The sequence below is a fragment of the Pantoea sp. B623 genome, from assembly GCF_024814475.1.
Taxonomy (GTDB): Bacteria; Pseudomonadota; Gammaproteobacteria; order Enterobacterales; family Enterobacteriaceae; genus Pantoea; species Pantoea ananatis.
Genome location: NZ_JANUXM010000004.1, coordinates 3,896,298 through 3,923,266 on the forward strand (window position 1 = coordinate 3,896,298; position 26,969 = coordinate 3,923,266).

Sequence of the window (26,969 nt, forward strand, 5' to 3'; positions counted from 1 at the left end):
TGTTACAAGGGAAGTTGCGGCAGTGACGCTGTTAAAACGGCGTCAGAATAGCCGGAGTCACCTTTAAAGACAAAAATATTTGAAGGATGTTACGTAAAGTTGTGTGGTTATAATTATTTTTCAAAAAATACAGTATTAGTTGAGGCGAGCCATGGCGAATGAATCTCACACCGGCTGGTTCCGGATGTTTCAACGCGGACAGCATTATATGAAGACCTGGCCCAACGATAAACGCCTGGCACCGGTCTTTCCTGAGAACCGTGTATCGACGGCTACGCGCTTTGCGATTCGCTTTATGCCGCCGCTGGCGGTCTTTACGCTCACATGGCAGATAGCGATGGGTGGGCAATTGGGCCCGGCAGTGGCAACGGCTCTCTTTGCCTGTAGTTTGCCTATGCAGGGATTATGGTGGCTGGGTAAGCGATCCGTCACCCCATTGCCGCCCACGCTGCTGCGCTGGTTCCATGAAGTGCGCACGAAGCTGGAAGCCGCAGGTCAGGCGATCGCACCGGTTGAAGGCAAACCAACTTACCAGGCACTGGCCGATCTGCTTAAGCGCGCCTTTAAACAGTTGGACCGCACCTTTCTGGACGATCTTTAACCCGCACCGTGCAGAAATTATTGCACGCAAACCTGCGGTTAAATCAATGAAAAGCGATGTGGCTACGCCCGCATCGCTTCCCCTGTGTAATTATCTTTCCATCGTATAAAACCTGAACAGCCCGCGGGCTGGAGGACAAGATGATGGAAATGACCCACGCGCAACGTTTGATCCTGACTAACCAGTACAAAATCATGGCAATGCTGGAACCGGAGAACGCCGAACGTTTTCGTCGCTACCAGACTATCATTGAGCGTGGCTATGGCCTGCAAATGCGGGAGCTGGACAAAGAGTTTGGCAAGCTCCCCGAAGAGACCTGCCGGACGCTTATCGACATTATGGAAATGCACCACGCGCTACAGGTCTCCTGGGCTAATCTCAAGACCCAAGGCGATATCGACCCACGACGTCTGGCGTTTCTGGGGTTTGATGCCGCCACGGAATCCCGCTATCTCGGTTATGTGCGGTTTATGGTGAACATCGAAGGGCGCTATACCCATTTTGATGCGGGAACGCATGGCTTTAATGCGCAAACGCCGATGTGGGAAAAGTATCAACGTATGCTGGCTTTGTGGCAGACTTGTCCTCGCCAATACCATTTAAGCGTAAACGAGATTGCGCAAATCATTAACGCCTGATGAGGAGTGACGCGTGGAGTACAGTGGTTTTTTATTTGATTTAGATGGCACCTTAGTGGATTCGCTACCCGCGGTTGAACGCGCCTGGAGCAACTGGGGTGCACGTCATGGCATTGCGGCTGATGAGATTCTGGACTTCATTCACGGAAAGCAGGCGATTACTTCACTGCGCCACTTTATGGCGGGCCAGTCAGAAGCGGCAATCCAGGCCGAGTTTCTGGCGCTGGAAAAAACGGAAGCAGAAGACACGGACGGCGTGCGGGCGCTGCCAGGCGCAAAAGCGTTGCTCACGCAGCTGAATGCGTTGCAAATCCCCTGGGCGATTGTCACCTCCGGCTCCGTGCCGGTGGCGCATGCGCGTCACAAAGCAGCAGGTTTACCTCAGCCTGCCGTGTTTATTACGGCCGAACAGGTGGCGAAGGGCAAGCCAGAACCCGATCCTTACTTACTGGGTGCAGAAAGGTTAAAGCTGTCGCCAGCCGACTGCGTAGTGGTAGAAGATGCGCCGGCCGGCGTGATCGCCGGGTTAGCTGCGGGCTGTGCCGTGATCGCCGCGAATGCGCCTGATGATACGCCACGCATTGACGAAGTGGCGCTGCGCCTGACTTCACTGGAATCGCTGGTGGTCACCAAACGTTCGACGGGCAAGTTTGCGTTTCACCATCAAGGCTAGGTAAAAGGGCGGCGTGAAGCCGCCATTGTCAGAGCGGCGTGTCCTGCGAGATTTCGTCCAGAGACAGGCTAAAGCTGGGAATGAATACCTCCACGAAATAGCTCATTTCGGGCGAACGACGCTGATTCAGGGTTTTTTCCAGCCGCGCTTTTGCTAACAAAAACTCATTATTCCCGGCCGACAGCTCTTCCAGGCATTTTACGTAGGCACAGATCGCATCGGCTTGTTTCACGACGGCTTTTTCTTCCTCACTGTGCAGATGCTCATCAATCAGCGGACGGTAAACATCCTGCAACTCGTCCGGCAGCATCTCAATCAACTTCTGCTGCGCGATTTTCTCAATCTTTTTGTATTCGTGGGCGATCTGCGCGTTGTAGTACTTCACCGGCGTGGGTAAGTCTCCGGTCAGCACTTCACTGGCGTCGTGATACAGCGCCATCATGGCGATGCGCTCGGCATTAAGGTTGCCGTTAAACTTCTTATTTTTAATGATGGCCAGCGCGTGGGCAACCATCGCGACCTGCAAACTGTGTTCAGAGACGTTCTCGGTGCGCACGTTGCGCATCAGCGGCCAGCGGTTGATGAGTTTGAGACGGGAAAGGTGGGCGAAGAAATGGCTCTGAGTCATGGTAATTCCTGTTTGCGACAGGGGAGAGGCGTGCTCTCCCCGAAATCACATCAGTATAGGCGCATCCGGACTACTGGCGGTAGCCTTGCAGAAAACGGCCAAACTTATTGATCGCCATTTCCAGATCGTCGACGCGCGGCAGCGTCACGATGCGCAGATGATCGGGCCACGGCCAGTTAAACGCCGTTCCCTGAACCAGTAGCACTTTCTCCTGTAGCAGGAAATCCAGCACCATTTTCTGATCGTCGTGGATATTGAATTTTTTGGCATCAATACGCGGGAACATATAAAGCGCGCCCTGCGGCTTCACACAACTCACGCCGGGAATATCGTTGATCAGTTCCCATGCGCGCTGACGCTGTTCATAGAGCCGCCCGCCAGGCACAATAAATTCACTAATGCTCTGATAGCCGCCCAACGCAGTCTGAATGGCATGCTGCGCGGGGACGTTGGCACACAGACGCATGGAGGCCAGCATCTCCAGCCCTTCGATATAACCTTTAGCATGCTTTTTGGGGCCGTTTAGCACCATCCAGCCCTGGCGGAAACCCGCTACGCGATAGGTTTTAGACAGGCCGTTAAAGGTTACGGTCAGCAAGTCCGGCGCCAGTGCAGCAATAGAGTGATGCTGTGCGTCGTCGTACAGAATTTTATCGTAGATCTCGTCAGCGAAAATAATCAGGTTATGCTGGCGGGCAATCTCAACGACTTCCATCAACAGTGCTTTGCTGTAAACCGCACCGGTTGGATTATTGGGATTGATAATCACGATGCCGCGCGTGCGTGGCGTAATTTTACTGCGGATATCATCCAGATCCGGGAACCAGCCTGCGGACTCATCACACAGGTAGTGCACGGCTTTGCCGCTTGAGAGCGACACGGCCGCGGTCCACAGCGGGTAGTCAGGTGCCGGCACCAGCATTTCATCACCGCTGTTCAGCAGCGCCTGCATGGCCTGGACGATGAGTTCAGAAACACCGTTGCCGATATAGATGTCTTCCACCGTGACGTCGCGCATGTCACGCGCCTGGTAGTGCTGCATGATGGCTTTACGAGCAGAATACAATCCTTTGGAGTCACAGTATCCCTGTGCGCTGGGAAGGTTACGGATGACATCAACCAGAATCTCGTCCGGCGCTTCGAAGCCAAAGGGGGCCGGATTGCCGATGTTCAACTTAAGAACTTTATTACCTTCTTCTTCAAGGCGTTTAGCCTCTTTTAAAACCGGTCCACGAATGTCGTAACAGACATTGTCCAGTTTGCCGGATTTATCAATTTGAAAAGTCATTGTGGCCGCCTTAATGTGCAGAATCCTTGTGCCTGCCGCTGAAAACAAACCTGCACAATGTACTCTCCTCAGGCCGACAAAAGAAGGGCAGGGCGCGGTTTTGGCGTGTTCAGCATCTTTGTCTCCAGCCAGACGATGGAATGCGTATTGGTTATCAAGCAGGCCGGTTGTAACGTTTGTTTTTTTGAGTTTTATTAGTTTATTATGCTGCGGTTAAAAATTGAGCGCTGAGTAATGTCTGCTTTTATTTTGCCGATAATGAACCTGAAGGCCGTAAAACAATCTGAGAATCTGTGATGCGTCATGAGTGAAATAGTTTAATTATGCTTTATTGATGCATAAAATTTGCACGCAAAAAGCGGCCTCAACTCAGAGTAACCTGAAAAAAAACGATGGTGCATAATGTTAACTATCTTATATCAAAGGTTTTTTATAAGATTTTCAGGGCCGGGAGAGACAACCGGGAGCATCATCAATGCATGTTTCATCGCTGAAAAGTCGTATTTCCTGTTTTCAGGCAGGTTACGTCCGCTCAGGACATTCTCGAAGGGATGTAAGATGCTATTTGATCAAAATATGCAATGCTTTTCACAAAAACATTTCCATTTTGCGGTCAAAAATGATTAAGTATAATTTACTATTTGATGAGATTAAACGCTGCGTACCGTTAGCGTATTACAGACCCGTTTACCCCTGCCTGAGGGCACTTTGGGGGTAGGAAAAGACAACTACACAGCTTCCCGCATTTTTGCATCCAGTGCCTTCGGTACAGAAGTTGTCTCTGTCTTCAGGACCCGGTTTCCCTGTTTTGCAGGGAAGTACCGTCTTCCTCCGTAAGTAAATTTTATGTCGGCCCTTTGCCGGGACGCCATGAAGCATCATTACCGCTTATCGCTTTGATAAGCTTGTAATAACACCAGGATAGTAGTTCTTAAAAATCTAATAAGTGAAGAAAAAACATGACTAATGCAAATCGTCCGATACTCAATCTCGATCTCGATCTGCTCCGGACTTTTGTTGCTGTAGCTGACCTGAACACCTTTGCAGCCGCTGCTGCTGCGGTGTGCAGAACGCAATCGGCAGTGAGTCAGCAGATGCAACGTCTGGAACAACTGGTCGGTAAAGAGTTGTTTGCCAGACATGGCCGCAACAAGTTGTTAACTGAACACGGCATTCAGCTTCTGGGCTATGCCAGGAAAATCCTGCGTTTTAACGATGAAGCCTGTACTTCACTGATGTACAGCAACATCCAGGGTGTACTGACGATTGGCGCTTCTGACGATACCTCAGATACCATTCTGCCGTTCCTGTTAAACCGCGTGACCTCTGTCTATCCAAAACTGGCGATTGATGTTCGCGTGAAACGCAATCCGTTCATGATGGAAATGCTGAATCAGGGCGAAGTTGACTTAGTCGTCACGACGTCAAGCCCGGGTAACTTTACCCATCAGGTTCTGCGTACCTCTCCGACCCTGTGGTATTGCGCGGCGGATTATGTGTTCCAGCGTGGAGAAGCTATTCCACTGGTACTGCTTGATGAACCCAGTCCGTATCGTGATATGGCGATTGATCATCTCAACGAAGCCGGTATCCCGTGGCGTATCTCTTACGTTGCATCAACCCTGGCGGCCGTTCGTGCGGCAGTCAAAGCAGGATTGGGTGTAACGGCGCGTCCGGTAGAAATGATGAGCCCGGAACTGCGCGTGATGGGCGCAGCAGAAGGCTTGCCGGTTTTACCTGATACACAGTATCTGCTGTGCCGTAATGCCGACAGCGACAACGAGCTGGCGCTGGCCATCTTTAATGCTATGCAGTCCACGCACGATCCGTACAACATGGTGGCCAACGCTGACGGCACGCTGTTGCTGGATGACGAAGAGTAACATTTTCACGCTGTCGCAAAAAAAACGTCATTCACCGGTAAGATAATGGCTGTAAACAGGCCTCTTGTTCTGTAAAAAGAACAGGAGGCTTTTTTTTGACCTTTTTCCTGCGAAATAAAAACCCGCACGGAGACGCTGAGTTTATCGCCTGCCCGCAAGCATTTCAGGGCGATGTAAATGGCGGGCGAGAGGCAAAATGTAAAATATTTGATTCGAATCAGTCTGATAACTGCTGAAATTTAACACAAAAAAGATAATTCTGTGTTCTGGATCAACAAAATAGCCATTCCCAAGGGAAGGAAAACCCCCGAAATCCTGTCAAAATATGAGGGTTAATTGCACGATCCATGCGCGCAAATACCCGCTACACTAAAATTACCCTTACAGACTGAAGCGATTTAGCTGGAAACACGCGCATCATATGTTAATAATATGATGCAGGTGTAAAATAAAGTTTGGATACTTTTGTCAAAGTTGACAAAAGGTTATAGAAAGGAGTAAAAAACCCCATAAAATTGCTGCTTATTGCAGAGTAACAGCAAAATTTGTAAGGTTTTTATCCTTCCCTTTGAATCGATGTGGTGAGTTTGCTGCCAGAACCCGAGCAGGATGCCCGCGCCACTTTTGATGAGTAAGCAATGAGTATGTCAACTACCACCGAAATCATCGCTCAGCATTGGGCATTCGTCGTATTTATCGTCATCGCTTTTGGCCTCTGTGCGTTCATGTTAACCGGAGGCTGGCTGCTTGGCGGCAGAGCGCGTGCCCGTTACAAAGACACACCTTTTGAGTCCGGCATTGAATCCGTCGGTGACACTCACCTCCGCTTATCAGCAAAATTCTACCTGGTAGCGATGTTCTTCGTTATCTTCGACGTAGAAGCTCTCTTTTTATACGCATGGGCGACCTCTATCCGTGAAAGCGGCTGGGTCGGCTTTGTGGAAGCCGCAATTTTCATTTTGGTGCTCCTGGCGGGCCTGGTTTATCTGGTGCGCATTGGCGCGTTGGACTGGACGCCTGCACGCCGGCGAATCGTGGTTAAAACGCCCACGGTAAGTCACACCAATCCTCATAAGCAGTAAAAGAGAGGCAATAAGATGGACTATACGCTCACCCGCATAGACCCAAACGGTGGTGAGAACGACCGTTACCCTCTGCAAAAGCAGGAAATCGTCAGCGATCCGCTGGAGCAGCACGTTCATCGCAGCGTCTACATGGGCAAGCTCGAACACGCCCTGCACGACATGGTGAACTGGGGACGTAAAAACTCCCTGTGGCCTTACAACTTTGGTCTTTCATGCTGCTACGTTGAGATGACCACCTCCTTCACCGCCGTGCACGACGTCGCGCGTTTCGGTGCAGAGGTTATGCGTGCATCGCCACGTCAGGCCGACTTCATGGTCATTGCCGGTACGCCGTTTACCAAAATGGCCCCGGTGATTCAGCGTTTGTACGATCAGATGCTGGAGCCGAAATGGGTGATTTCCATGGGTGCCTGTGCCAACTCAGGCGGCATGTACGATATCTATTCTGTCGTGCAGGGCGTTGATAAGTTTCTTCCGGTTGACGTGTATATCCCGGGTTGCCCGCCGCGCCCTGAAGCTTACATGCAGGCACTGCTGCTGCTGCAGGAATCCATTGGCAAAGAGCGCCGTCCCCTTTCGTGGGTGGTCGGAGACCAGGGCGTTTACCGTGCCAATATGCAGTCTGAGCGTGAACGTAAGCGTGGCGAACGTATTGCAGTAACCAACCTGCGTACACCAGACGAAGTTTAAGTTAACCGTATGGATGGAATCAGTGCCTGCAGCAGACAACACCACAAATTAATGCATGGCACCATCCTGACGCCTTCATTTGAGCGCCTGTTATCAGGCCGGAATGGTGAGTAACGTATGACAGATTTGACCACGCAAGATCTCGCTCAGCCGCTATGGCAAACCCGGGATCACCTGGATGACCCGGTGATCGGCGAGCTGCGTAATCGTTTTGGGCCGGATGCCTTTACCGTTCAGGCGACCCGCACCGGTATTCCGGTTGTTTGGGTAAAGCGTGAACAGCTGCTGGAAATCATTACATTCCTGCGAAAACTTCCTAAGCCGTACGTCATGCTGTATGACCTGCATGGCATGGACGAACGCTTACGTACCCACCGCGCCGGTTTACCTGCCGCGGATTTTTCCGTTTTCTACCACCTACTCTCGATTGAACGCAATCGCGACATCATGCTCAAGGTGGCTTTATCTGAAAACGATATGCATGTGCCGACCATCACCAATATTTTCGCCAATGCCAACTGGTATGAGCGCGAAACCTGGGAGATGTTTGGTATCACCTTTGATGGTCATCCGCATCTGACGCGCATTATGATGCCGCAGACCTGGGAAGGGCATCCGCTGCGCAAGGACTATCCTGCGCGTGCGACCGAATTCGATCCTTTCACGCTGACGAAGCAGAAAGAAGATCTGGAAATGGAAGCGCTGACGTTCAAGCCGGAAGACTGGGGCATGAAACGCAGCACCGCCAACGAAGATTTCATGTTCCTCAACCTCGGTCCAAACCACCCGTCAGCGCACGGTGCTTTCCGCATCATTTTGCAGCTGGATGGGGAAGAGATCGTCGATTGCGTCCCGGATATTGGTTATCACCACCGTGGCGCAGAGAAAATGGGCGAACGTCAGTCCTGGCACAGCTACATTCCTTACACCGACCGTATTGAGTACCTTGGTGGCTGCGTTAACGAAATGCCTTACGTACTGGCCGTTGAGAAACTGGCTGGTATCGTGGTGCCTGACCGCGTGAATGTTATTCGCGTCATGCTCTCTGAGCTTTTCCGCATCAACAGTCACCTGCTGTACATCTCAACCTTTATTCAGGACGTTGGCGCAATGACGCCGGTGTTCTTTGCCTTTACCGACCGTCAGAAAATTTATGATGTGGTTGAGGCGATTACCGGTTTCCGTATGCACCCGGCCTGGTTCCGTATTGGCGGTGTGGCACACGACCTGCCGAAAGGCTGGGAGCGCCTGCTGCGTGACTTCCTGGACTGGATGCCAAAGCGCCTGAAAGAGTACGACAAAGCGGCGCTGCGCAACACCGTTCTGATGGGCCGTTCGCAAGGTGTGGCAGCCTACAATATGGAAGAAGCGCTGGCCTGGGGCACCACAGGTGCAGCCCTGCGTGCCACCGGTCTCGATTTTGACGTGCGTAAATGGCGTCCCTATTCAGGCTATGAAAACTTCGACTTCGAAGTGCCCGTGGGTGCCGGTATCAGCGATGCCTACACGCGCGTACAGCTGAAAATGGAAGAGATGTGGCAGTCGCTGCGTATTCTGGAACAGTGCCTGAACAACATGCCGGAAGGGCCGTTTAAAGCCGATCATCCGCTGACAACCCCGCCGCCAAAAGAGCGCACGCTGCAGCACATTGAAACCCTGATCACTCACTTCCTGCAGGTGTCATGGGGCCCGGTTATGCCGGCCAATGAATCCTTCCAGATGATTGAGGCGACCAAAGGGATTAACAGTTACTACCTGACCAGTGATGGCAGCACGATGAGTTATCGCACACGTGTGCGTACGCCGAGCTTCCCGCACCTGCAGCAGATTCCTTCGGTAATCCGTGGCAGCCTGGTATCCGATTTAATCGTGTACCTCGGTAGTATCGACTTTGTTATGTCAGACGTGGACCGCTAATTATGCACGATCAACACATTGCTATTAAAACGATCGACCCTAACGAGGTCTTCGTGCTGAGTGCGGAAGAGCACCATGCGATTGAGCACGAAAAACACCATTACGAAGATGCACGCGCCGCGTCAATTGAAGCGCTGAAAATCGTACAGAAACAACGTGGCTGGGTACCAGACGGCGCGATTCATGCGATTGCCGACGTTTTGGGCATTCCCGCCAGCGACGTAGAAGGTGTGGCAACGTTCTACAGCCAGATTTTCCGCCAGCCGGTTGGCCGCCACGTGATCCGCTACTGCGACAGCGTGGTCTGTCACATTACCGGTTTTCAGGGCATTCAGGCTGCGCTGGAAGAAAACCTCAATATCAAGCCCGGCCAGACCACGACCGACGGCCGCTTTACGTTGCTGCCGACTTGCTGTCTGGGTAACTGCGATAAAGGCCCAACCATGATGGTGGATGAAGATACGCACGTTCATCTGACGCCGGAAGGCATCGCCTCTTTGCTGGAGCAGTATCAATGACAATTAAACAGATCATTCGTACTGCCGAAACCCATCCACTGACGTGGCGCATGCGCGACGATCAGCAGCCGGTATGGCTGGATGAGTACCGCAGCAAAAACGGCTACGCCGGTGCGGAAAAAGCACTGAAGGGCATGGCACCCGACGAGATCGTGGCGCTGGTGAAAGATTCCGGCCTGAAGGGACGCGGTGGTGCAGGCTTCTCTACCGGTTTGAAGTGGAGCCTGATGCCGAAAGACGAATCCATGAACATCCGTTACCTGCTGTGTAACGCCGATGAAATGGAGCCGGGCACCTATAAAGACCGCCTGTTGATGGAGCAGATGCCGCATCAGTTGGTTGAAGGCATGCTGATCAGTGCGTTTGCCCTGAAAGCCTACCGTGGCTACATCTTCCTGCGTGGCGAATACATTGAAGCGGCGGTGCATCTGCGCCGTGCCATCGCTGAAGCGACCGAAGCCGGGTTACTGGGTAAAAATATCCTGGGCTCAGGGTTCGATTTCGAACTCATCGTCCACACCGGCGCAGGCCGCTATATTTGCGGTGAAGAAACCGCACTGATTAACTCGCTGGAAGGACGCCGTGCTAACCCACGTTCTAAGCCGCCTTTCCCGGCGAGCGCGGGCGTTTGGGGTAAGCCGACCTGCGTGAACAACGTTGAAACGCTGTCAAACGTGCCGGCTATTTTGGCAAACGGCGTTGAGTGGTATCAGGGCCTGTCTAAGAGCGACGATGCGGGTACCAAGCTGATGGGCTTCTCGGGTCGGGTGAAAAACCCTGGCGTCTGGGAACTGCCGTTCGGTATCACGGCCCGTGAAATCCTGGAAGACTATGCCGGCGGCATGCGCGATGGTCTGCGCTTTAAAGCGTGGCAGCCGGGCGGGGCGGGAACGGACTTCCTGACGGAACAGCATCTGGATCTGCCGATGGAGTTCGCCAGCATCGGTAAAGCGGGCAGCCGTCTGGGTACGGCGCTGGCCATGGCCGTGGACCATGAAATCAATATGGTTTCACTGGTGCGCAATCTCGAAGAGTTCTTTGCCCGTGAATCCTGCGGCTGGTGTACGCCATGCCGTGATGGTTTGCCGTGGAGCGTGAAGATCCTGCGCGCGCTGGAGCAGAAAAAAGGCCAGCCGGGGGATATCGAAACCCTGGAGCAGCTTTGCCGCCAGCTCGGCCCGGGCAAGACGTTCTGCGCCCACGCACCCGGTGCAGTCGAACCGCTGCAAAGCGCCATTAAATATTTCCGTGAAGAGTTTGAAGCCGGTATCGCGCCGCAGGTGTTGGGTAATACCCGATCGATCGGTGGTATTCAGCCAAACCTGCTGAAAGCGCGCTGGTAATTCGCCGTTATCCACGGGAGCTGGCCCTGTGCCGCCGTTCCTGCTGCAGTGTGCAGGAACAAGAATTTGATTAACGCTCGTTTATGACGAGCCTTACGGAAGCATGTCACTATGGCTACAATCCATGTAGACGGTAAAGAATATGATGTGAACGGAGCGGACAACCTGCTACAGGCATGTCTGTCTCTGGGCCTTGATATTCCTTATTTTTGCTGGCATCCGGCGCTGGGAAGCGTGGGTGCCTGCCGCCAGTGTGCGGTAAAGCAATTCCAGAACGCTGAAGATACCCGCGGCCGCCTTGTCATGTCCTGTATGACGCCGGCGTCTGACGGCACCTTCATCTCTATTGATGATGGCGAAGCGAAAGAGTTCCGTGAAAGCGTGGTTGAGTGGTTAATGACCAACCACCCGCACGACTGTCCGGTATGCGAAGAGGGCGGTAACTGTCATCTGCAAGATATGACGGTAATGACCGGCCACAGCTTCCGCCGCTATCGCTTCACCAAACGCACCCACCGTAATCAGGACCTTGGCCCGTTCATTTCGCATGAGATGAACCGCTGTATCGCCTGCTACCGCTGTGTGCGGTATTACAAAGATTATGCTGACGGTACCGATCTGGGCGTTTATGGCGCGCATGACAACGTTTACTTCGGCCGCCCGGAAGACGGCACGCTGGAAAGCGAGTTTTCCGGCAACCTGGTTGAAATCTGCCCAACCGGCGTATTTACCGATAAAACCCACTCTGAACGCTATAACCGTAAATGGGATATGCAGTTCGCGCCCAGCATCTGTCAGCAGTGCAGCGTGGGCTGTAACACCAGTCCGGGTGAGCGCTATGGCGAGCTGCGCCGCATCGAAAACCGTTACAATGGCAGCGTTAACCACTACTTCCTGTGTGACCGTGGTCGCTTTGGTTACGGTTACGTCAACCTGAAGGACCGCCCTCACCATCCGGTACAGCTGCGCGGCAGCGATCGCGTGACGCTGAATGCGGAGCAGGCGGTGAACGTCGGGGCAGACGTGCTGCGCCAGGCGAAACGCGTGATTGGTATCGGCTCGCCACGTGCCAGCGTCGAGAGCAACTTTGCGCTGCGTGAACTGGTCGGGGCCGAAAACTTCTCTACCGGCATGCCTGCCGGTGAGCAGGAACGCCTTGAACTGTTGTTAAAAGTGCTGCGTGACGGCGGAATTTATACGCCATCGCTGCGTGAAATTGAAAGCTACGATGCAGTGCTGGTGCTGGGGGAAGATTTGACCCAGGTTGGCGCGCGCGTGGCCCTGTCTGTGCGCCAGGCGGTGAAAGGTAAGGCCCGTGAAATGGCCGCTGCGCAGAAAGTCGCAGACTGGCAAATCGCGGCCATCATGAATATCGGTCAGCACGCTAAGCATCCGCTCTTTGTCACCAACGTCGATGAAACGCGTCTCGATGATATTGCCGCGTGGAGCTATCGTGCCCCAGTGGAAGATCAGGCGCGTCTTGGATTTGCCATCGCCAATGCGCTGGACGAAACCGCCCCGGCCGTAAGCGATTTCGACGCTGCGCTGAACGGCAAGCTGGATGTCGTCGTGCAGGCGCTGGCCGGCGCTAAAAAACCGCTGATCGTTTCCGGTGTTCACTCAGGCAGCACTGCCATGATTGAAGCGGCCGCGAACGTGGCGAAAGCGCTGAAAGCGCGCGGCGCAGACGTCGGTATCACCTTACTGGCAGGCCATGCGAATAGCATGGGGCTGGGCCTGATGGGCGGAAACACCCTGGACCAGGCGCTAGAACAACTGCAAAGCGGCGAAGCCGATGCGGTCGTGGTACTGGAAAACGATCTCTATCGCCATGCGCCAAAAGCGCAGGTGGATGCAGCGCTGAATCAGGCCGCTAACGTGATCGTCGTTGATCATCAACGCACCGCCACGCTGGAGAAAGCCGGACTGGTTTTGTCCGCGGCCAGCTTCGCGGAAAGCGACGGCACCTCAATCAACCACGAAGGGCGCGCACAGCGTTTCTTCCAGGTGTACGATCCTGCCTATTATGACAACAGCATCGTGATGCTGGAAAGCTGGCGCTGGTTGCATTCGCTGCACAGCGCGCTGGAAAGCCGCCACGTTGACTGGACGCAGCTGGATCACGTCATTGATGCCGTGGTTGCCAGTCTGCCACAGCTGAAGGGCATTAAAGAGGCGGCACCGGATGCCAGCTTCCGTATCCGTGGTCAGAAACTGGCGCGTTCACCGCATCGTGCCAGTGGCCGTACCGCCGCGCGCGCCAACATCAGCGTGCACGAGCCGCGTCAGCCGCAGGATCAGGACACGATGTTTGCCTTCTCAATGGAAGGGAACAACCAGCCGAACGCACCGCGTTCGCAGATCCCCTTTGCCTGGGCGCCAGGCTGGAACTCACCTCAGGCATGGAACAAATTCCAGGATGAAGTGGGCGGTAAACTGCGTCACGGCGATCCCGGCGTGCGTCTGTTCGAAGCCAGCGACGCACAGTTAGCCTGGTTCAGCAGCGTACCTGGCGCGTATACCACTAACGGTCAGTTCCGCGTCGCGCCTTACTATCAGCTATTCGGTAGTGAAGAGATGACGCAGCGCGCGCCGGTGATCCAACAGCGTATGTCGGCACCCACTCTGGTCCTGAACCCGGAGGATGCGGCTAAGCTGGGCGTGAACAGTGGCGCGTCTGTGGAATTAACCTGTGCCGGTGAAACCGTACGCTTGCCTGTGCGTTTCTCCGCGTCGCTGCAGGCAGGGCAGGTGGGGCTTCCACTCGGTCTGCCGGGCGTACCGCCATTCCTGGCGAATGCAAAAATTGATTCTCTGCAGGAGGCGGCGCAATGAGCTGGTTAACTCCAGGTGTTATCGACATTCTGATCGCCGTGGGTAAAGCGCTGGTGATTCTGCTGGTCGTGGTGGGCTGCGGTGCGTTTATGAGCTTCGCCGAGCGTCGTCTGCTCGGCCTGTTCCAGAACCGCTATGGACCGAACCGCGTGGGCTGGGGCGGATCCTTGCAGCTGGTTGCTGACATGATCAAGATGTTCTTTAAAGAGGACTGGGTTCCCCCGTTCACCGACCGCTTTATCTTTACCCTGGCGCCGGTCATCGCCTTTGTGTCACTGCTGCTGGCATTTGCCATCGTGCCGGTTTCGCCGACCTGGGTCGTCACCGACCTGAACATCGGGCTGCTGTTCTTCCTGATGATGGCGGGCCTGGCGGTCTATGCCGTACTGTTTGCCGGCTGGGCGAGTAATAACAAATACTCGCTGTTAGGTGCCATGCGCGCCTCTGCGCAGACGCTGAGTTACGAAGTGTTTCTGGGACTGTCGCTGATGGGCGTAGTGGCCCAGGCGGGATCGTTCAACATGACCGATATCGTCAACAGCCAGACGCACCTGTGGAACATCATCCCGCAGTTCTTTGGTTTTCTGACCTTCTGTATTGCGGGCGTCGCGGTCTGTCACCGTCATCCTTTTGACCAGCCAGAAGCTGAGCAAGAGCTGGCCGACGGTTACCACATTGAATATGCCGGGATGAAATTCGGCCTGTTCTTTGTGGGCGAATACGTCGCGATTACCACCGTCTCAGCATTGATTGTGACGCTGTTCTTCGGGGGCTGGCATGGGCCTTTCCTGCCGCCTTTCATCTGGTTCGCCCTGAAAACGGCGTTCTTTATGATGATGTTCATCCTGATTCGTGCTGCGCTTCCGCGTCCACGCTATGACCAGGTGCTGTCGTTCGGCTGGAAAGTGTGTCTGCCGTTGACGCTGTTGAACCTGCTGGCGACCGCCGCAGTGATTCTGTACACAGCGCAGTAAGGGGTAAACAAATGACATTAAAAGATATTGTCGTAGGCTTCGGCACGACAGTTCGCAGTATCTGGATGATAGGCATGCACGCCTTCGCGAAACGCGAAACCCAGATGTATCCGGAAGAGCCGGTCTACCTGCCACCGCGCTATCGTGGTCGTATCGTTTTGACGCGCGATCCCGATGGGGCAGAGCGTTGCGTTGCCTGTAACCTGTGTGCAGTAGCCTGTCCGGTAGGCTGTATTTCACTGCAAAAGGCCGAAACCAAAGACGGTCGTTGGTATCCAGAGTTCTTCCGTATTAACTTCTCACGCTGCATTTTCTGCGGCCTGTGCGAAGAGGCCTGCCCAACCACCGCTATCCAGCTGACGCCGGATTTCGAGCTGGGCGAGTTCAAGCGTCAGGATCTGGTGTATGAAAAAGACGATCTGTTGATCTCGGGGCCGGGTAAATATCCGGAGTACAACTTCTACCGCATGGCAGGTATGGCGATTGACGGTAAAGATAAAGGTGACGCTGAAAATGAAGCGAAACCCATCGACGTCAAAGGCTTATTACCTTAAGGAGCAAGGCATGGAATTTGCGTTTTATCTTTGCGGACTGGTGGCGGTGGTGACGACGTTACGCGTCATTACCCACACTAATCCGGTACATGCGTTGCTGTACCTGATCGTTTCGCTGTTATCGGTGGCGGGTGTCTTTTTCTCCCTGGGTGCCTACTTTGCCGGTGCGCTGGAAATCATCGTGTATGCCGGTGCCATCATGGTGCTGTTCGTGTTCGTCGTGATGATGCTCAACCTGGGCAAGGCCACGGAGAAACAGGAACGCGAATGGCTCAGCCCGTCCCTGTGGATCGGTCCCGGTCTGGTGTCCTTTCTGCTACTGGCGGTCATGATTTACGCCATCATGACGGCACAGGATCAGGGCATTGACGGTAAAATCATCGACGCGAAAGCGGTCGGTATTAGCCTGTTTGGCCCGTATGTCCTGGCGGTTGAACTGGCATCAATGCTGCTGTTGGCCGGTCTGGTTGTTGCCTTCCATCTGGGACGTGAAGAGCGCCAGGGTGAAGTCCTGAGCAACCGTTCAAACGATGCCGCGCAGGCGAATAAGGAGCAAGCATGATCCCGTTACAACATGGATTGATTTTGGCCGCGGTGCTGTTCGTTCTTGGCCTGACCTCGCTGGTACTGCGCCGCAACCTGCTGTTTATGCTGATCAGCCTTGAAATTATGATCAACGCCGCGGCGCTGGCGCTGGTCGTCGCGGGCAGCTACTGGGGACAGGCCGATGGTCAGGTGATGTATATTCTGGCAATCAGCCTCGCCGCAGCGGAAGCCAGTATCGGTCTGGCCCTGCTGCTTCAGCTCTATCGTCGTCGTCAGACGCTGAACATTGATATTGTGAGCGAGATGCGCGGATGAACCTTCTCTATTTAACTGTCTTGTTTCCGCTGATCGGCTTTTTGCTGTTAGCGTTTTCCCGTGGTCGCTGGTCAGAGAATCTGTCGGCGACGGTCGGAATGGGATCGGTGGGGTTAGCCGCACTGACCACCCTGTATGTTGGCGTTGACTTCTTTGCTAACGGGCAGCAGGTATTCACCCAGGCGCTGTGGACCTGGATTCACGTGGGCAATTTTAACATTCAGGTCAATCTGACTCTGGATGGCCTCTCGCTTACCATGCTGTCGGTGGTTACCGGCGTCGGTTTCCTGATCCATATGTTCGCCTCCTGGTATATGCGCGGAGAAGAGGGCTATTCACGCTTCTTCGCCTATACCAACCTGTTTATCGCCAGCATGGTGGTTCTGGTGCTGGCGGATAACCTGATGCTGATGTATCTGGGCTGGGAAGGGGTTGGGCTGTGTTCTTACCTCCTGATCGGCTTCTACTACAGCAATCCGGAAAACGGCAAAGCGGCGATGAAAGCCTTTATCATCACCCGCGTCGGCGATGTGTTTCTGGCCTTTGCGCTGTTCATCCTTTACAACGAACTGGGTACGCTCAACTTCCGCGAGATGGTTGAGCTGGCACCGGCACACTTTGCGGCGGACAATCACATGCTGCAGTGGGCTACCCTGATGCTGTTAGGCGGTGCGGTCGGTAAATCGGCCCAGTTGCCCTTACAGACCTGGCTGGCCGATGCAATGGCAGGCCCGACACCGGTATCGGCACTGATTCACGCCGCGACCATGGTAACGGCAGGGGTTTACCTGATTGCCCGCACGCATGGCCTGTTCCTGCTGACGCCTGAGGTGCTGCATCTGGTCGGCATTATCGGTGCCATTACCCTGGTGCTGGCAGGCTTTGCTGCCCTGGTTCAGACGGACATCAAACGCGTTCTCGCTTACTCCACCATGAGCCAGATTGGCTACATGTTCCTGGCGCTGGGCGTACAGGCGTGGGATGCCGCGATTTTCCACCTGATGACCCACGCCTTCTTTAAAGCCTTGCTGTTCCTGTCTTCAGGTTCGGTTATTCTGGCCTGCCACCACGAGCAGAACATCTTTAAGATGGGCGGACTGCGTAAGAGCATCCCGCTGGTTTACACCTGCTTCCTGGTGGGCGGCGCCGCGCTGGCGGCACTGCCACTGATTACCGCCGGTTTCTACAGTAAAGATGAAATCCTGTTTGGTGCGCTGGCGAACGGTCATCTTAACCTGATGGTAGCGGGCCTGGTGGGTGCGTTCCTGACCTCAATTTATACCTTCCGCATGATCTTCATCGTGTTCCACGGTGAAGAGAAGATTCATGCTCATGCGGGTAAAGGCATTACCCATCATCTGCCGCTGCTGGTGCTGCTGGTGCTTTCTACCTTCGTTGGCGCACTGATTACCCCACCACTGGCGGAGGTTTTGCCGGCGAATGAGTTTGGCGAAAACGGTAAAGTGACGCTGGAGATTGCATCGGGTCTGGTCGCGGTTTCCGGCATCGTGATTGCAGCCGCACTTTGGCTGGGCAAACGTCAGCTGGTGACCCGTATTGCCAACAGCGCACCGGGCCGCTTCTTCGGCACCTGGTGGTTCGCCGCCTGGGGCTTCGACTGGCTCTACGACAAGGTGTTTGTCAAACCGTACCTGGGCATTGCGTGGCTGTTAAAACGCGATCCGCTCAACGGCCTGATGAACCTCCCTGCGTTGCTTTCACGTATCGCCAATAAAGGTCTGGTGGTCAGTGAAAACGGTTATCTGCGCTGGTACGTGGCGTCGATGAGCGTGGGTGCCGTCGTGGTTCTGGCCCTGTTGCTGGTAATTTAAAGATTGATGAGCGGGGTGAGTTCGCTTACCCCAGTTAAGAATGTCCAAATAACCGAGTAATGAGCGCAATCGTCGCAGCCAGTTTCATAACCGCCAGCGCACAGCAACCGGAGCGTACTGAAGTACGTGAGGATTGCGAGTACTGCCGGGAATGAAAATGGCAAGTAAGATAGCTCATAAAAGGCCATAAAAGGGAAGTATGCCGTGTTATTACCTTGGCTAATTTTCATACCCTTCTTCGGTGGTTTTATCTGCTGGCTCGCCGAGCGCTTCGGCGCGAAAGTGCCACGCTGGATTGCACTGATCACCATGGGGCTGACGTTGGCGCTTTCACTGCAGCTGTGGTTGCAGGGAGGCTATTCACTGACGCAGGCAGCGGGTATTCCGCAGTGGCAATCGAGCTTCTCAGTACCCTGGATCCCCCGTTTCGGCATTAATTTCCATTTAGCGCTTGATGGCCTTTCGCTATTAATGGTGGTGCTGACCGGGCTGCTCGGTTTGATGGCCGTGCTGTGTTCGTGGAACGAGATCGAGAAGTATCAGGGATTCTTCCATCTTAACCTGATGTGGATTCTGGGCGGCGTTATCGGTGTGTTCCTTGCCATCGACATGTTCCTGTTCTTCTTCTTCTGGGAAATGATGCTGGTGCCGATGTACTTCCTCATCGCACTGTGGGGACATAAAGCCTCGGACGGGAAAACCCGTATCACCGCGGCCACCAAATTCTTTATCTATACCCAGGCATCAGGTCTGGTGATGTTAATTGCGATTCTGGCGCTGGTGTTTGTCCACTACAACGCGACTGGCGTCTGGACGTTCAACTACGAGCAGTTGTTGAAAACGCCCATGTCGCACACCGTCGAATATCTGCTGATGCTGGGCTTCTTTATCGCGTTTGCGGTGAAAATGCCGGTGGTGCCGCTTCACGGTTGGTTACCCGATGCGCACAGTCAGGCGCCGACGGCCGGTTCAGTGGACCTGGCGGGTATTTTGCTGAAAACTGCGGCCTATGGTTTGCTGCGTTTCAGCCTGCCGCTGTTCCCCAATGCATCCGCTGAGTTTGCCCCTATCGCGATGTGGTTAGGTATCATCGGTATCTTCTACGGCGCCTGGATGGCGTTCTCGCAAACGGATATTAAACGCCTGATTGCCTACACCTCGATTTCCCACATGGGCTTTGTGCTGATTGCGATTTACACCGGCAGCCAACTGGCCATTCAGGGCGCGGTGATACAGATGATTGCGCACGGCCTGTCTGCGGCGGCCCTGTTTATCCTGTGTGGTCAGCTGTATGAGCGCCTGCACACGCGTGATATGCGTCAGATGGGCGGTCTGTGGTCGCGCATCAAATGGATTCCGGGTTTATCACTGTTCTTTGCTGTCGCCAACCTGGGGATGCCGGGCACCGGTAACTTCGTGGGTGAGTTTATGATCCTCACCGGCAGCTTCCAGGTCGTTCCTGTCATTATTGTGATTGCGACCTTTGGTCTGGTTTTCGCTTCGGTTTATTCGCTGGTCATGATGCAGCGTGCCTACTACGGCGAAGCGAAATCTAAAGATCCACTGCCAGGAATGTCGGCACGTGAATTCCTGACCATTGGCGTGCTCGTGGTTCTGCTGGTGCTGTTGGGTATTTATCCCCAGCCGATTCTGGATACCTCACATGCTGCAATGAGCAATATTCAGCAGTGGTTTACCGCTTCAATTTCAACTACAAGGCCGTAATTCGCCATGACAATAACTCCTCAACAATTGATCGCGTTGCTGCCGCTGTTAATCGTCGGATTGACGGTGGTGGTTGTGATGCTGTCCATTGCCTGGCGACGCAACCACTTTGTTAACGCCACGCTAACAGTGGTTGGCCTGAACCTGGCTCTGCTGTCGCTGTATTTTGTGGGCCAGGTCGGGGCGATGGACGTCACGCCGCTGCTGCGCGTTGATGCTTACTCGATGTTCTATACCGCACTGGTGATGCTGGCCAGCCTGGCAACCTGTACGTTTGCCTATCCATGGCTGGCGACTTTCCCGGATAACAAGGACGAGTTCTATCTGTTGGTCCTGATTGCCGCACTGGGCGGTATCGTGCTGTCAGCGTCTAACCACCTGGCATCGCTGTTTATCGGAATTGAACTGCTGTCACTGCCGCTGTTTGGTTTGATTGGTTACGCATTCCGCCAGAAACGTTCGCTGGAAGCGGCCCTGAAATACACTATCCTGTCGGCGGCGGCATCGTCCTTCCTGCTGTTTGGTATTGCGCTGATTTACGCTGACTCTGGCAACCTGGGCTTCGTCAGCCTGGGCAAAAGCCTGACTGACAGCATGATTCAGGCGCCACTGTTGCTGGTGGGCCTGGGAATGCTGATTATTGGTCTGGGCTTTAAGCTGTCGCTGGTGCCGTTCCACCTGTGGACGCCAGACGTGTATCAGGGGGCACCGGCTCCGGTATCAACGTTCCTGGCCACGGCCAGTAAAATCGCCATCTTCGGTGTCGTCATGCGCTTGTTCATGTATGCGCCGGTGACCGACAGCGAAGCGGTGCGAACGGTATTGGGTATCATCGCCTTCGTTTCCATCCTGTTCGGTAACCTGATGGCGATCTCGCAGAGCAACATTAAGCGCCTGTTGGGTTACTCCTCTATCGCGCATCTGGGTTATTTGCTGGTGGCGCTGATTGCGGTGAAAGATCATCAGCTGTCGCTGGAAACCTCTGGGGTTTACCTGGCCGGTTACCTGTTCAGCAGTCTGGGTGCCTTTGGTGTCGTGAGCCTGATGTCGAGCCCTTATCGCGGTCCGGATGCGGATTCACTCTACTCATATCGCGGTCTGTTCTGGCGTCGTCCGGTTCTCTCTGCGGTGATGACGGTGATGATGCTGTCGCTGGCCGGTATTCCAATGACGCTGGGCTTTATCGGTAAGTTCTACGTGATTGCCTCTGGCGTGAGTGCGCACCTGTGGTGGTTGACCGGTGCGGTGGTGGTGGGGAGTGCTATCGGCCTGTACTACTATCTGCGCGTGACCGTGAGCCTGTACCTGAGCCCACCAGAACTGCTTAACCGTGATACGCCTGATAACTGGGCCTTCACCGCGGGCGGCGTGGTGGTACTGATTTCAGCGATTCTGGTACTGCTGTTAGGTGTTTATCCGCAGCCGTTAATCAGACTGGTACAGATGGCTCAGCCCCTGATGTAATCGTCGATTGTCATACTGAATCAGGCCCTCGGGCCTGATTTTTTTTGTCTGAAATCTGCCTACTGCACCACGCAGCGACTTAACCGCACGACCGGTGACGACGCAAGGGTTGCTGCTTCCCTAAAAAAATACGTTATCTTCATTCTGTCTCCCTATTTTTCTGCTGCAATGTCCTCTGGCTTGTTACAGGAGCATGGCCTATGGAGCGCCGTCATTTTTTATTAGGCTTCACCGCTGCGCTGATAGTCGCAAAGAGCACGCTGTCGTGGGCATCCCAGCCGGAAATCTCACACACGGTGATTCCGCTCTGGCCTGGCACGCCACCCGGCGGCGGCGGCCCTGTCGGTGCCGTTAAGACCTCATCTTCGGGCGCACAGCGCAATATCGCGGTGCCGACGCTGACAGTGATCAAACCGGACATGCCCAACGGCCATGTTGTTCTGATAGCCGGCGGCGGGGGGTACAAACGGATAGAAATGGCGAAAGAAGCCTGGCCTGCGGCACGCTGGTTAACGGCACGCGGCTATACGGCGGCGATTCTGCGCTACCGGCTTCCCGGCGAGGGCTGGGCAGCGGGCAACATAGTCGCGCTGCAGGATGCCCAGCGCGCGCTGCGGCTGTTACGGCCGCAGGCAAAGCGGCTCTCGGTGCTGGGTTTTTCCGCGGGTGGGCATTTACTCGGAATGGCTGTGACGCGCCATGACTTTCAAAGCTATGCTGCCCTTGATGCGTTGGACAGTGCGCCAGCTTATGCTGACGGGGCGGCGCTGATCTATCCGGTGATCACCCTGGAAGCGCCCTATACGCACACCGCAACGCACCGTATGTTGGTGGGAACGCATGCGACGGCGGCAGAGGACGCAGCCTGGTCCGTTCAGAATTACGTGTCATCGACATCGCCTCCCTTTTTTCTGGTCCAGGCCGAAGACGATCCGGTTTCCGATCCCCATAACACCCTGATCATGGCCAGCGCCTGCCAACAGCATCAGGTTGACGTCGAGCTGGTGCGCTATCTCACGGGTGGGCATGGCTTTGGTATGGGAAAACCCGGCACGCCGACCATGGCCTGGCCTCAACATTATCTTCACTGGCTGCAGAAAGGCCGGCGCGGTAAAGTGATGTGATGCCTCCCGGGCAGGCGGCCCATTTTAGTAAGGATAAGACATGCATATCAGTTGGCTGGATCTTCAGCATCAAGCCTTAAGCGTTCCGCAGCTCTACGCGGCGCTGGCTTTACGCTGTGAGGTATTCGTCGTGGAGCAGCAGTGCGCCTATCTGGACGTCGATGGCCTGGATTTGCAGGGCGAGAATCGTCACATTCTCGGCATGGCGCAGGGGGATCTGCTGGCCTACGCGCGCATATTGTCACCCGATCGCGCGGGCGCAGAGGTGAAAATCGGACGCGTGCTCATATCCAGTAAGGCTCGTGGCCTGAACTTAGGCAACCAGCTGATGACACAGGCAATAGCCAGTTGTGAGCAGCACTGGCCGGGGCATTCACAGTTTCTCTCTGCTCAGGCGCATCTTGAGGCGTTCTATCAGCGACATGGCTTTATCACGGTCAGCGACAGCTATCTTGAGGACGGTATTCCCCATATCGATATGCGCAGAGCAGGGCAGTAAAGCGCCGCTCACGGCTCAGATGCCCTGTCGGGCAAAAAAAATGCATCCCGGCGGTTGGCCTGAGATGCATTTCACGTGAGAGGGAAGCGTTAGCTTACGGTCATCTGGCGATCGTCAACGTATTTACGCTGGTCCGGCGGCGGTGGCACATACTGATAGAGCCAGGTCTCACTCAGGGTTTCGTCTTTGGTGCGCAGGAACAGGCGCATCTCGACGGGCTGTACGCTGTCGCTGTTGGGATACCAGTCGAACAGGATGCGGTAACCTTTTATCGGTTCGACATACAGGATCTCTACCTGTTTAAAGGTGCCTGAGGAAACCGTAATCACCGGTTCAATGCCTTTCGGTGCGGCTGCCTGCAAGTCGCCGCCGATAAAGTCCACAGCGAAACGGCGGCACCAGACATCCGGGAAGTGCTCGCCCGGCGCCCAGCCTTCGGGGAAACCACCAATGCCGGTGCGGGTCGCATCTACGCGGGCCAGATCGCTCTGAACGGGCGGCAGGGCGCTCCAGTAAAGCTTGTAGGCAAAATTGTATTCGCTACCGGCTTTGATCGGCTCTGCGGGCTGCCAGAAGCAGACGATGTTATCAAGCGTTTCGCCGGTGGTTGGAATTTCCATCAGGTTAATGGCGCCTTTGCCCCATTTGCCTACCGGTTCCACCCACAGGCTTGGGCGTTTGTTATACCAGCCAATCACGTCCTGATAGTTCTCAAAGTCATGGTCAAGCTGGAGCAGGCCAAAGCCGCGCGGGTTTTCGTCTTCGTAGGCGTTGAACTGCAGGCGCTGAGGATTATTTAACGGCCGGGCAATCCATTCACCTTTGCCGCTCCACATCGCCAGGCGATCGGAGTCATGAATCTGCGGATGATAGGTGTTACACATCCGGCGTTCGTTGGTGCCGCAGCTGAACATGCTGGTCATCGGCGAGATGCCTAACTGACGAATATCCTTGCGGGCAAAGAGATGATTCTCAATCTCCATGACCACGCGTTCTGCTTCGCAGTGAATGACAAACTTATAGGCCCCGGTGATGCTGGCACCGTCCAGTAAGGCATAGCAGGTAAAGGTGGTGTCTTCCGCTTTCGGCGTTTCAAACCAGAAGGCCGTAAAGTCTGGAAACTCTTCCTGACCGTTGCTGAAGGTGTTGATGGCCACGCCACGCGCGGACAGGCCGTACTGATAAGTGTCATCGACCGCGCGGAAATAGCTGGCACCCAGAAACGAGACAATGTCGCGGCGGGCCAGCTCAGGTTTTTTGAAGGCGCGGAAACCGGCAAAGCCAAGATCCGTTTTACCCTGCAGTTGTTTGGTATCGACTTTGGCATCGTTGTAGTTAAACAACTCAGGACGAAAATGAATTTCGCGTGCTTCACGACTGGCGCTGTCCACAGAGAACATGCGGATGCGGCGTTTAAATCCCATGCCTACGTGGAAGAACTGCACATCCAGTTCGCGATTGGGAATATTGTTCCACAGAGAGTGGTTGGCATCATACTGAATGTCGTTGTATGCCTGTGGTGTCAGGGTTGCCAACGTGGGGGGAAGGGGGCCGGGTGCGCCGCCCCAGGGTTTTTTAGCCAGCGCGGCCGCATTCTTCTTCAACTCATCGAAATCGAAGCGTACTGCGGTTCCGTCAGCAATGCCATCATCTGCCCAGGCGGATTGCGCGAACAGCGTTGATAAGCCTGTCATACCGCTTACGGCGGAAAAGGCCATTGACGCTTTCATAAACATTCTGCGATTCATGCCAGAGATCATTCCTTAGCTGTTCGAGTTTGCTGTGACTGTCGTGTCAGCGCATTGATATGCACATGGCCTGATTATTACAGGCAACAGCTGGGTACGACAGTCGGCGTAGATAAAAATTCATTTCGTTGAAAATTTATCAGATAAATCAAATAAGCGAAGCGAAATCGCTGCCAGCAGGCCATCTATTACACTTCTTTGCGTAGCGCCCAGCGTGACACAGATTCACTGCCGTTTTGTTTACTCACGCTGATTTTCAGGCAATTCCTGGCGGAGTTCCACGCAAAGCCCTGTTTTGGGACTATAGTTAACCAGGTGCTTTGCAATTCACATGGAGGAAATGATGGTAAAACAGACTGAATCTTTTGAAACAGGCTATGACGACGATATCGCACTGCTGACCGAAACGCTGGAAGAAGTGCTGAAGTCATCAGGGGATCCGGCCGACCAGAAATACATCGAACTGAAAACCAAAGCTGAACGAGCGCTGGAAGATGTAAAGTCACGTGTTAGTCAGGCGTCCGATAGCTACTACTATCGTGCTAAACAGGTTGCTTACCGTGCCGACGATTACGTCCATGAGAAACCGTGGAAGGGCATCGGTATTGGTGCAACGGCAGGGCTGGTTTTAGGCCTGCTGCTGGCTCGCCGTTAAGCTAAACGCGTAGTGCAATACGTACAACGGGCAGGCTCACTCCTGTCCGTTTGCGCTTTCTCGACATCCCTTGCCTGCTTTTTATCTTCTTATCTCCTCCTTATCCTCTCGCCAGACGCGGCCTTATTCGACGCTAAATCTCCCTTACAGATTGTGTTTTACGCAGGGGCTTTCTAAAGTGAACCTAATGGCACAAGGAGAAAGAACGTGATTAGAGTCGAAATGCTGTCCACGGGCGATGAAGTGTTACACGGTCAAATCGTCGATACCAACGCGGCCTGGCTGGCTGATGTGTTATTTCAGCACGGAATGCCGATGACCAGCCGTACAACAGTAGGTGATTCCCTGTCGTCCCTGGTTGAGACCTTACAGGCACGTAGTCTTGAAGCGGATGTGCTCATCGTTAACGGCGGCCTGGGGCCCACATCTGATGACCTTAGCGCCCAGGCGGCTGCGATGGCGAGTGGCGTTGAACTGGTGATGCAGGAAGCCTGGCTTGAAACTATGGAAGCCTGGTTCGCCAGTCGTGGACGTGTGATGGCCGACAGCAATCGCAAACAGGCCGAAATTCCTGCCAATGCCGAAATGCTCGATAATCCGGTCGGCACCGCCTGTGGATTTGCCCTGCAGCTCAACCGTTGCTGGCTGTTTTTTACCCCCGGCGTACCCTCCGAATTTAAAGTGATGGTTGAACAACAAATCATCCCCCGCCTGAAAAATAAATTTGACCTGCCAGAGCCGCCGCTGTGTCTGCGGCTGACGACCTTTGGTCGGGGTGAAAGCGATATTGCTAATGAACTTGAGCCGCTGGCGCTGCCGGAAAACGTGTTGATGGGCTACCGTTCATCAATGCCCATTATCGAAATTAAGCTCACCGGGCCTGCCTCACAGCGCGTGGCGATGGAGCAGGTCTGGCAGCAGGTGCGTTTACTGCTAGCGGAATGCACGATTTTTGAAGGGTTGGAGGGGCTGCCTGCGCTGTTGGCGCGAGAACTGAATCAACGTAACCTGCGTCTCGCAATCAGCGAGCAGTACACGGCGGGGTTACTCAACTGGCAGTTGGCTTCGGCTGAGGTTCCCCTGAGCGCCACCGAAATTCTGCCGCAGCAGGACGAAAGCCTTGAGGTACAGGTGATGCGCACGCAGGCGCTGGCGGCGAGGCTGCAGACGCCGTTGGCCCTGTCGGTCGGCAACCTGAGCGAAGGCGAGATTTCCGTTGCGCTACACACGCCGGAGGCGACCTGGGGACAACGCGTGAAGTTTAACCACGGTCGTCATAATCTGGAAACCCGGCAAAAAGTGGTGGCGATGATGGCGATGAATATGCTGCGCCGTTGGCTACACGGCAGTGAGGTAAGCACAGGGCACGGCTGGATCGATGTGATCGAAACGGTGAAGCACTAAGCCTGAGCGTACGTAAGGGGCTGGCGTCGC

Annotated in this window: 24 protein-coding genes; 21 read left to right on the top strand and 3 right to left on the bottom strand. The window is 54.5% G+C overall.

The features are described 5' to 3' along the window. The first annotated feature begins 151 nt into the window (after nt 1-151). The 3 genes from yfbV (at nt 152) to NXS97_RS20230 (ending at nt 1,912) form a co-directional block, all read left to right on the top strand. Nucleotides 152-601, top strand: a complete 450-nt coding sequence (gene yfbV / locus NXS97_RS20220; RefSeq protein ID WP_014605378.1) for a terminus macrodomain insulation protein YfbV — start codon at nt 152-154, stop codon at nt 599-601. Nucleotides 602-744: 143 nt separating this feature from the next. Beyond that, nucleotides 745-1,239 (top strand): YfbU family protein, encoded by a 495-nt coding sequence (locus tag NXS97_RS20225; protein WP_024472004.1) that lies wholly within the window; start codon nt 745-747, stop codon nt 1,237-1,239. Nucleotides 1,240-1,252: 13 nt separating this feature from the next. After that, nucleotides 1,253-1,912 carry a sugar phosphatase gene (locus NXS97_RS20230; RefSeq protein ID WP_013026518.1) on the top strand — a complete coding sequence of 220 codons (660 nt, stop codon included), beginning with the start codon at nt 1,253-1,255 and terminating at the stop codon, nt 1,910-1,912. A gap of 28 nt (nt 1,913-1,940) precedes the next feature. Here NXS97_RS20230 and yfbR read toward each other — a convergent pair whose 3' ends face one another. Then, entirely contained in the window at nt 1,941-2,540 is a 600-nt protein-coding gene (gene yfbR, locus NXS97_RS20235) for a 5'-deoxynucleotidase (RefSeq protein WP_013026517.1), read from the bottom strand. Between the two features lie 70 nt (nt 2,541-2,610). Next, entirely contained in the window at nt 2,611-3,828 is a 1,218-nt protein-coding gene (locus NXS97_RS20240) for a pyridoxal phosphate-dependent aminotransferase (RefSeq protein WP_014594167.1), read from the bottom strand. Between the two features lie 959 nt (nt 3,829-4,787). Between NXS97_RS20240 and lrhA the strand changes: the two genes are divergently transcribed. The 16 genes from lrhA to NXS97_RS20320 all read left to right on the top strand — a co-directional run bounded on the left by lrhA (nt 4,788) and on the right by NXS97_RS20320 (nt 23,132). Then, nucleotides 4,788-5,711, top strand: a complete 924-nt coding sequence (gene lrhA, locus NXS97_RS20245; RefSeq protein WP_013026515.1) for a transcriptional regulator LrhA — start codon at nt 4,788-4,790, stop codon at nt 5,709-5,711. A 638-nt stretch (nt 5,712-6,349) separates the two neighbouring features. After that, nucleotides 6,350-6,793: an NADH-quinone oxidoreductase subunit A gene (locus tag NXS97_RS20250; protein ID WP_013026514.1), complete on the top strand. Its 444-nt coding sequence runs from the start codon at nt 6,350-6,352 to the stop codon at nt 6,791-6,793. 15 nt (nt 6,794-6,808) lie between these two features. Further along, nucleotides 6,809-7,486, top strand: a complete 678-nt coding sequence (locus NXS97_RS20255) for an NADH-quinone oxidoreductase subunit B family protein (RefSeq protein WP_006120026.1) — start codon at nt 6,809-6,811, stop codon at nt 7,484-7,486. A 117-nt stretch (nt 7,487-7,603) separates the two neighbouring features. Beyond that, complete coding sequence (gene nuoC / locus NXS97_RS20260; protein WP_013026513.1) at nt 7,604-9,403, top strand: NADH-quinone oxidoreductase subunit C/D; 1,800 nt, start codon at nt 7,604-7,606, stop codon at nt 9,401-9,403. Between the two features lie 2 nt (nt 9,404-9,405). Further along, a complete protein-coding gene (gene nuoE / locus NXS97_RS20265; RefSeq protein ID WP_013026512.1) occupies nt 9,406-9,921 on the top strand; it encodes an NADH-quinone oxidoreductase subunit NuoE in 516 nt (171 codons plus the stop codon). Nucleotides 9,922-9,923: 2 nt separating this feature from the next. Further along, nucleotides 9,924-11,264, top strand: a complete 1,341-nt coding sequence (nuoF, locus tag NXS97_RS20270) for an NADH-quinone oxidoreductase subunit NuoF (RefSeq protein ID WP_181901430.1) — start codon at nt 9,924-9,926, stop codon at nt 11,262-11,264. A 111-nt stretch (nt 11,265-11,375) separates the two neighbouring features. Further along, the gene (gene nuoG, locus NXS97_RS20275) at nt 11,376-14,099 is read left to right on the top strand and encodes an NADH-quinone oxidoreductase subunit NuoG (RefSeq protein ID WP_019106001.1); all 2,724 of its coding nucleotides are present in this window, start codon (nt 11,376-11,378) and stop codon (nt 14,097-14,099) included. Beyond that, nucleotides 14,096-15,073 (top strand): NADH-quinone oxidoreductase subunit NuoH, encoded by a 978-nt coding sequence (gene nuoH, locus NXS97_RS20280; protein ID WP_013026509.1) that lies wholly within the window; start codon nt 14,096-14,098, stop codon nt 15,071-15,073. The genes nuoG and nuoH overlap by 4 nt, the downstream gene beginning before the upstream one ends. 11 nt (nt 15,074-15,084) lie before the next feature. Continuing rightward, a complete protein-coding gene (nuoI, locus tag NXS97_RS20285) occupies nt 15,085-15,627 on the top strand; it encodes an NADH-quinone oxidoreductase subunit NuoI (RefSeq protein ID WP_013026508.1) in 543 nt (180 codons plus the stop codon). 10 nt (nt 15,628-15,637) lie between these two features. Next, complete coding sequence (gene nuoJ, locus NXS97_RS20290; RefSeq protein ID WP_014605380.1) at nt 15,638-16,189, top strand: NADH-quinone oxidoreductase subunit J; 552 nt, start codon at nt 15,638-15,640, stop codon at nt 16,187-16,189. Continuing rightward, nucleotides 16,186-16,488, top strand: a complete 303-nt coding sequence (nuoK, locus tag NXS97_RS20295; protein ID WP_013026506.1) for an NADH-quinone oxidoreductase subunit NuoK — start codon at nt 16,186-16,188, stop codon at nt 16,486-16,488. The genes nuoJ and nuoK overlap by 4 nt, the downstream gene beginning before the upstream one ends. Continuing rightward, nucleotides 16,485-18,320, top strand: a complete 1,836-nt coding sequence (gene nuoL, locus NXS97_RS20300; RefSeq protein ID WP_116219891.1) for an NADH-quinone oxidoreductase subunit L — start codon at nt 16,485-16,487, stop codon at nt 18,318-18,320. The genes nuoK and nuoL overlap by 4 nt, the downstream gene beginning before the upstream one ends. A 204-nt stretch (nt 18,321-18,524) precedes the next feature. After that, nucleotides 18,525-20,045 (top strand): NADH-quinone oxidoreductase subunit M, encoded by a 1,521-nt coding sequence (gene nuoM, locus NXS97_RS20305; RefSeq protein WP_013026504.1) that lies wholly within the window; start codon nt 18,525-18,527, stop codon nt 20,043-20,045. A 6-nt stretch (nt 20,046-20,051) separates the two neighbouring features. After that, nucleotides 20,052-21,509 carry an NADH-quinone oxidoreductase subunit NuoN gene (gene nuoN / locus NXS97_RS20310; RefSeq protein ID WP_013026503.1) on the top strand — a complete coding sequence of 486 codons (1,458 nt, stop codon included), beginning with the start codon at nt 20,052-20,054 and terminating at the stop codon, nt 21,507-21,509. 200 nt (nt 21,510-21,709) lie between these two features. Beyond that, nucleotides 21,710-22,633, top strand: a complete 924-nt coding sequence (locus tag NXS97_RS20315; RefSeq protein ID WP_116219892.1) for an alpha/beta hydrolase — start codon at nt 21,710-21,712, stop codon at nt 22,631-22,633. A gap of 40 nt (nt 22,634-22,673) precedes the next feature. Beyond that, entirely contained in the window at nt 22,674-23,132 is a 459-nt protein-coding gene (locus NXS97_RS20320; protein ID WP_013026501.1) for a GNAT family N-acetyltransferase, read from the top strand. Between the two features lie 89 nt (nt 23,133-23,221). Here NXS97_RS20320 and NXS97_RS20325 read toward each other — a convergent pair whose 3' ends face one another. Continuing rightward, on the bottom strand, nt 23,222-24,880 hold the full coding sequence (locus NXS97_RS20325) for a glucan biosynthesis protein D (protein WP_019105998.1): 1,659 nt from the start codon (nt 24,878-24,880) through the stop codon (nt 23,222-23,224). 343 nt (nt 24,881-25,223) lie between these two features. On the opposite strand from NXS97_RS20325, the gene elaB reads away from it, so the two are divergent. Both elaB and NXS97_RS20335 read left to right on the top strand, forming a co-directional pair. Then, nucleotides 25,224-25,535, top strand: coding sequence for a stress response protein ElaB (gene elaB, locus NXS97_RS20330; RefSeq protein ID WP_015699853.1), 312 nt, complete (start codon nt 25,224-25,226; stop codon nt 25,533-25,535). A gap of 207 nt (nt 25,536-25,742) precedes the next feature. Continuing rightward, nucleotides 25,743-26,939, top strand: coding sequence for a nicotinamide mononucleotide deamidase-related protein YfaY (locus NXS97_RS20335; RefSeq protein ID WP_028715401.1), 1,197 nt, complete (start codon nt 25,743-25,745; stop codon nt 26,937-26,939). Nucleotides 26,940-26,969: the final 30 nt, after the last annotated feature.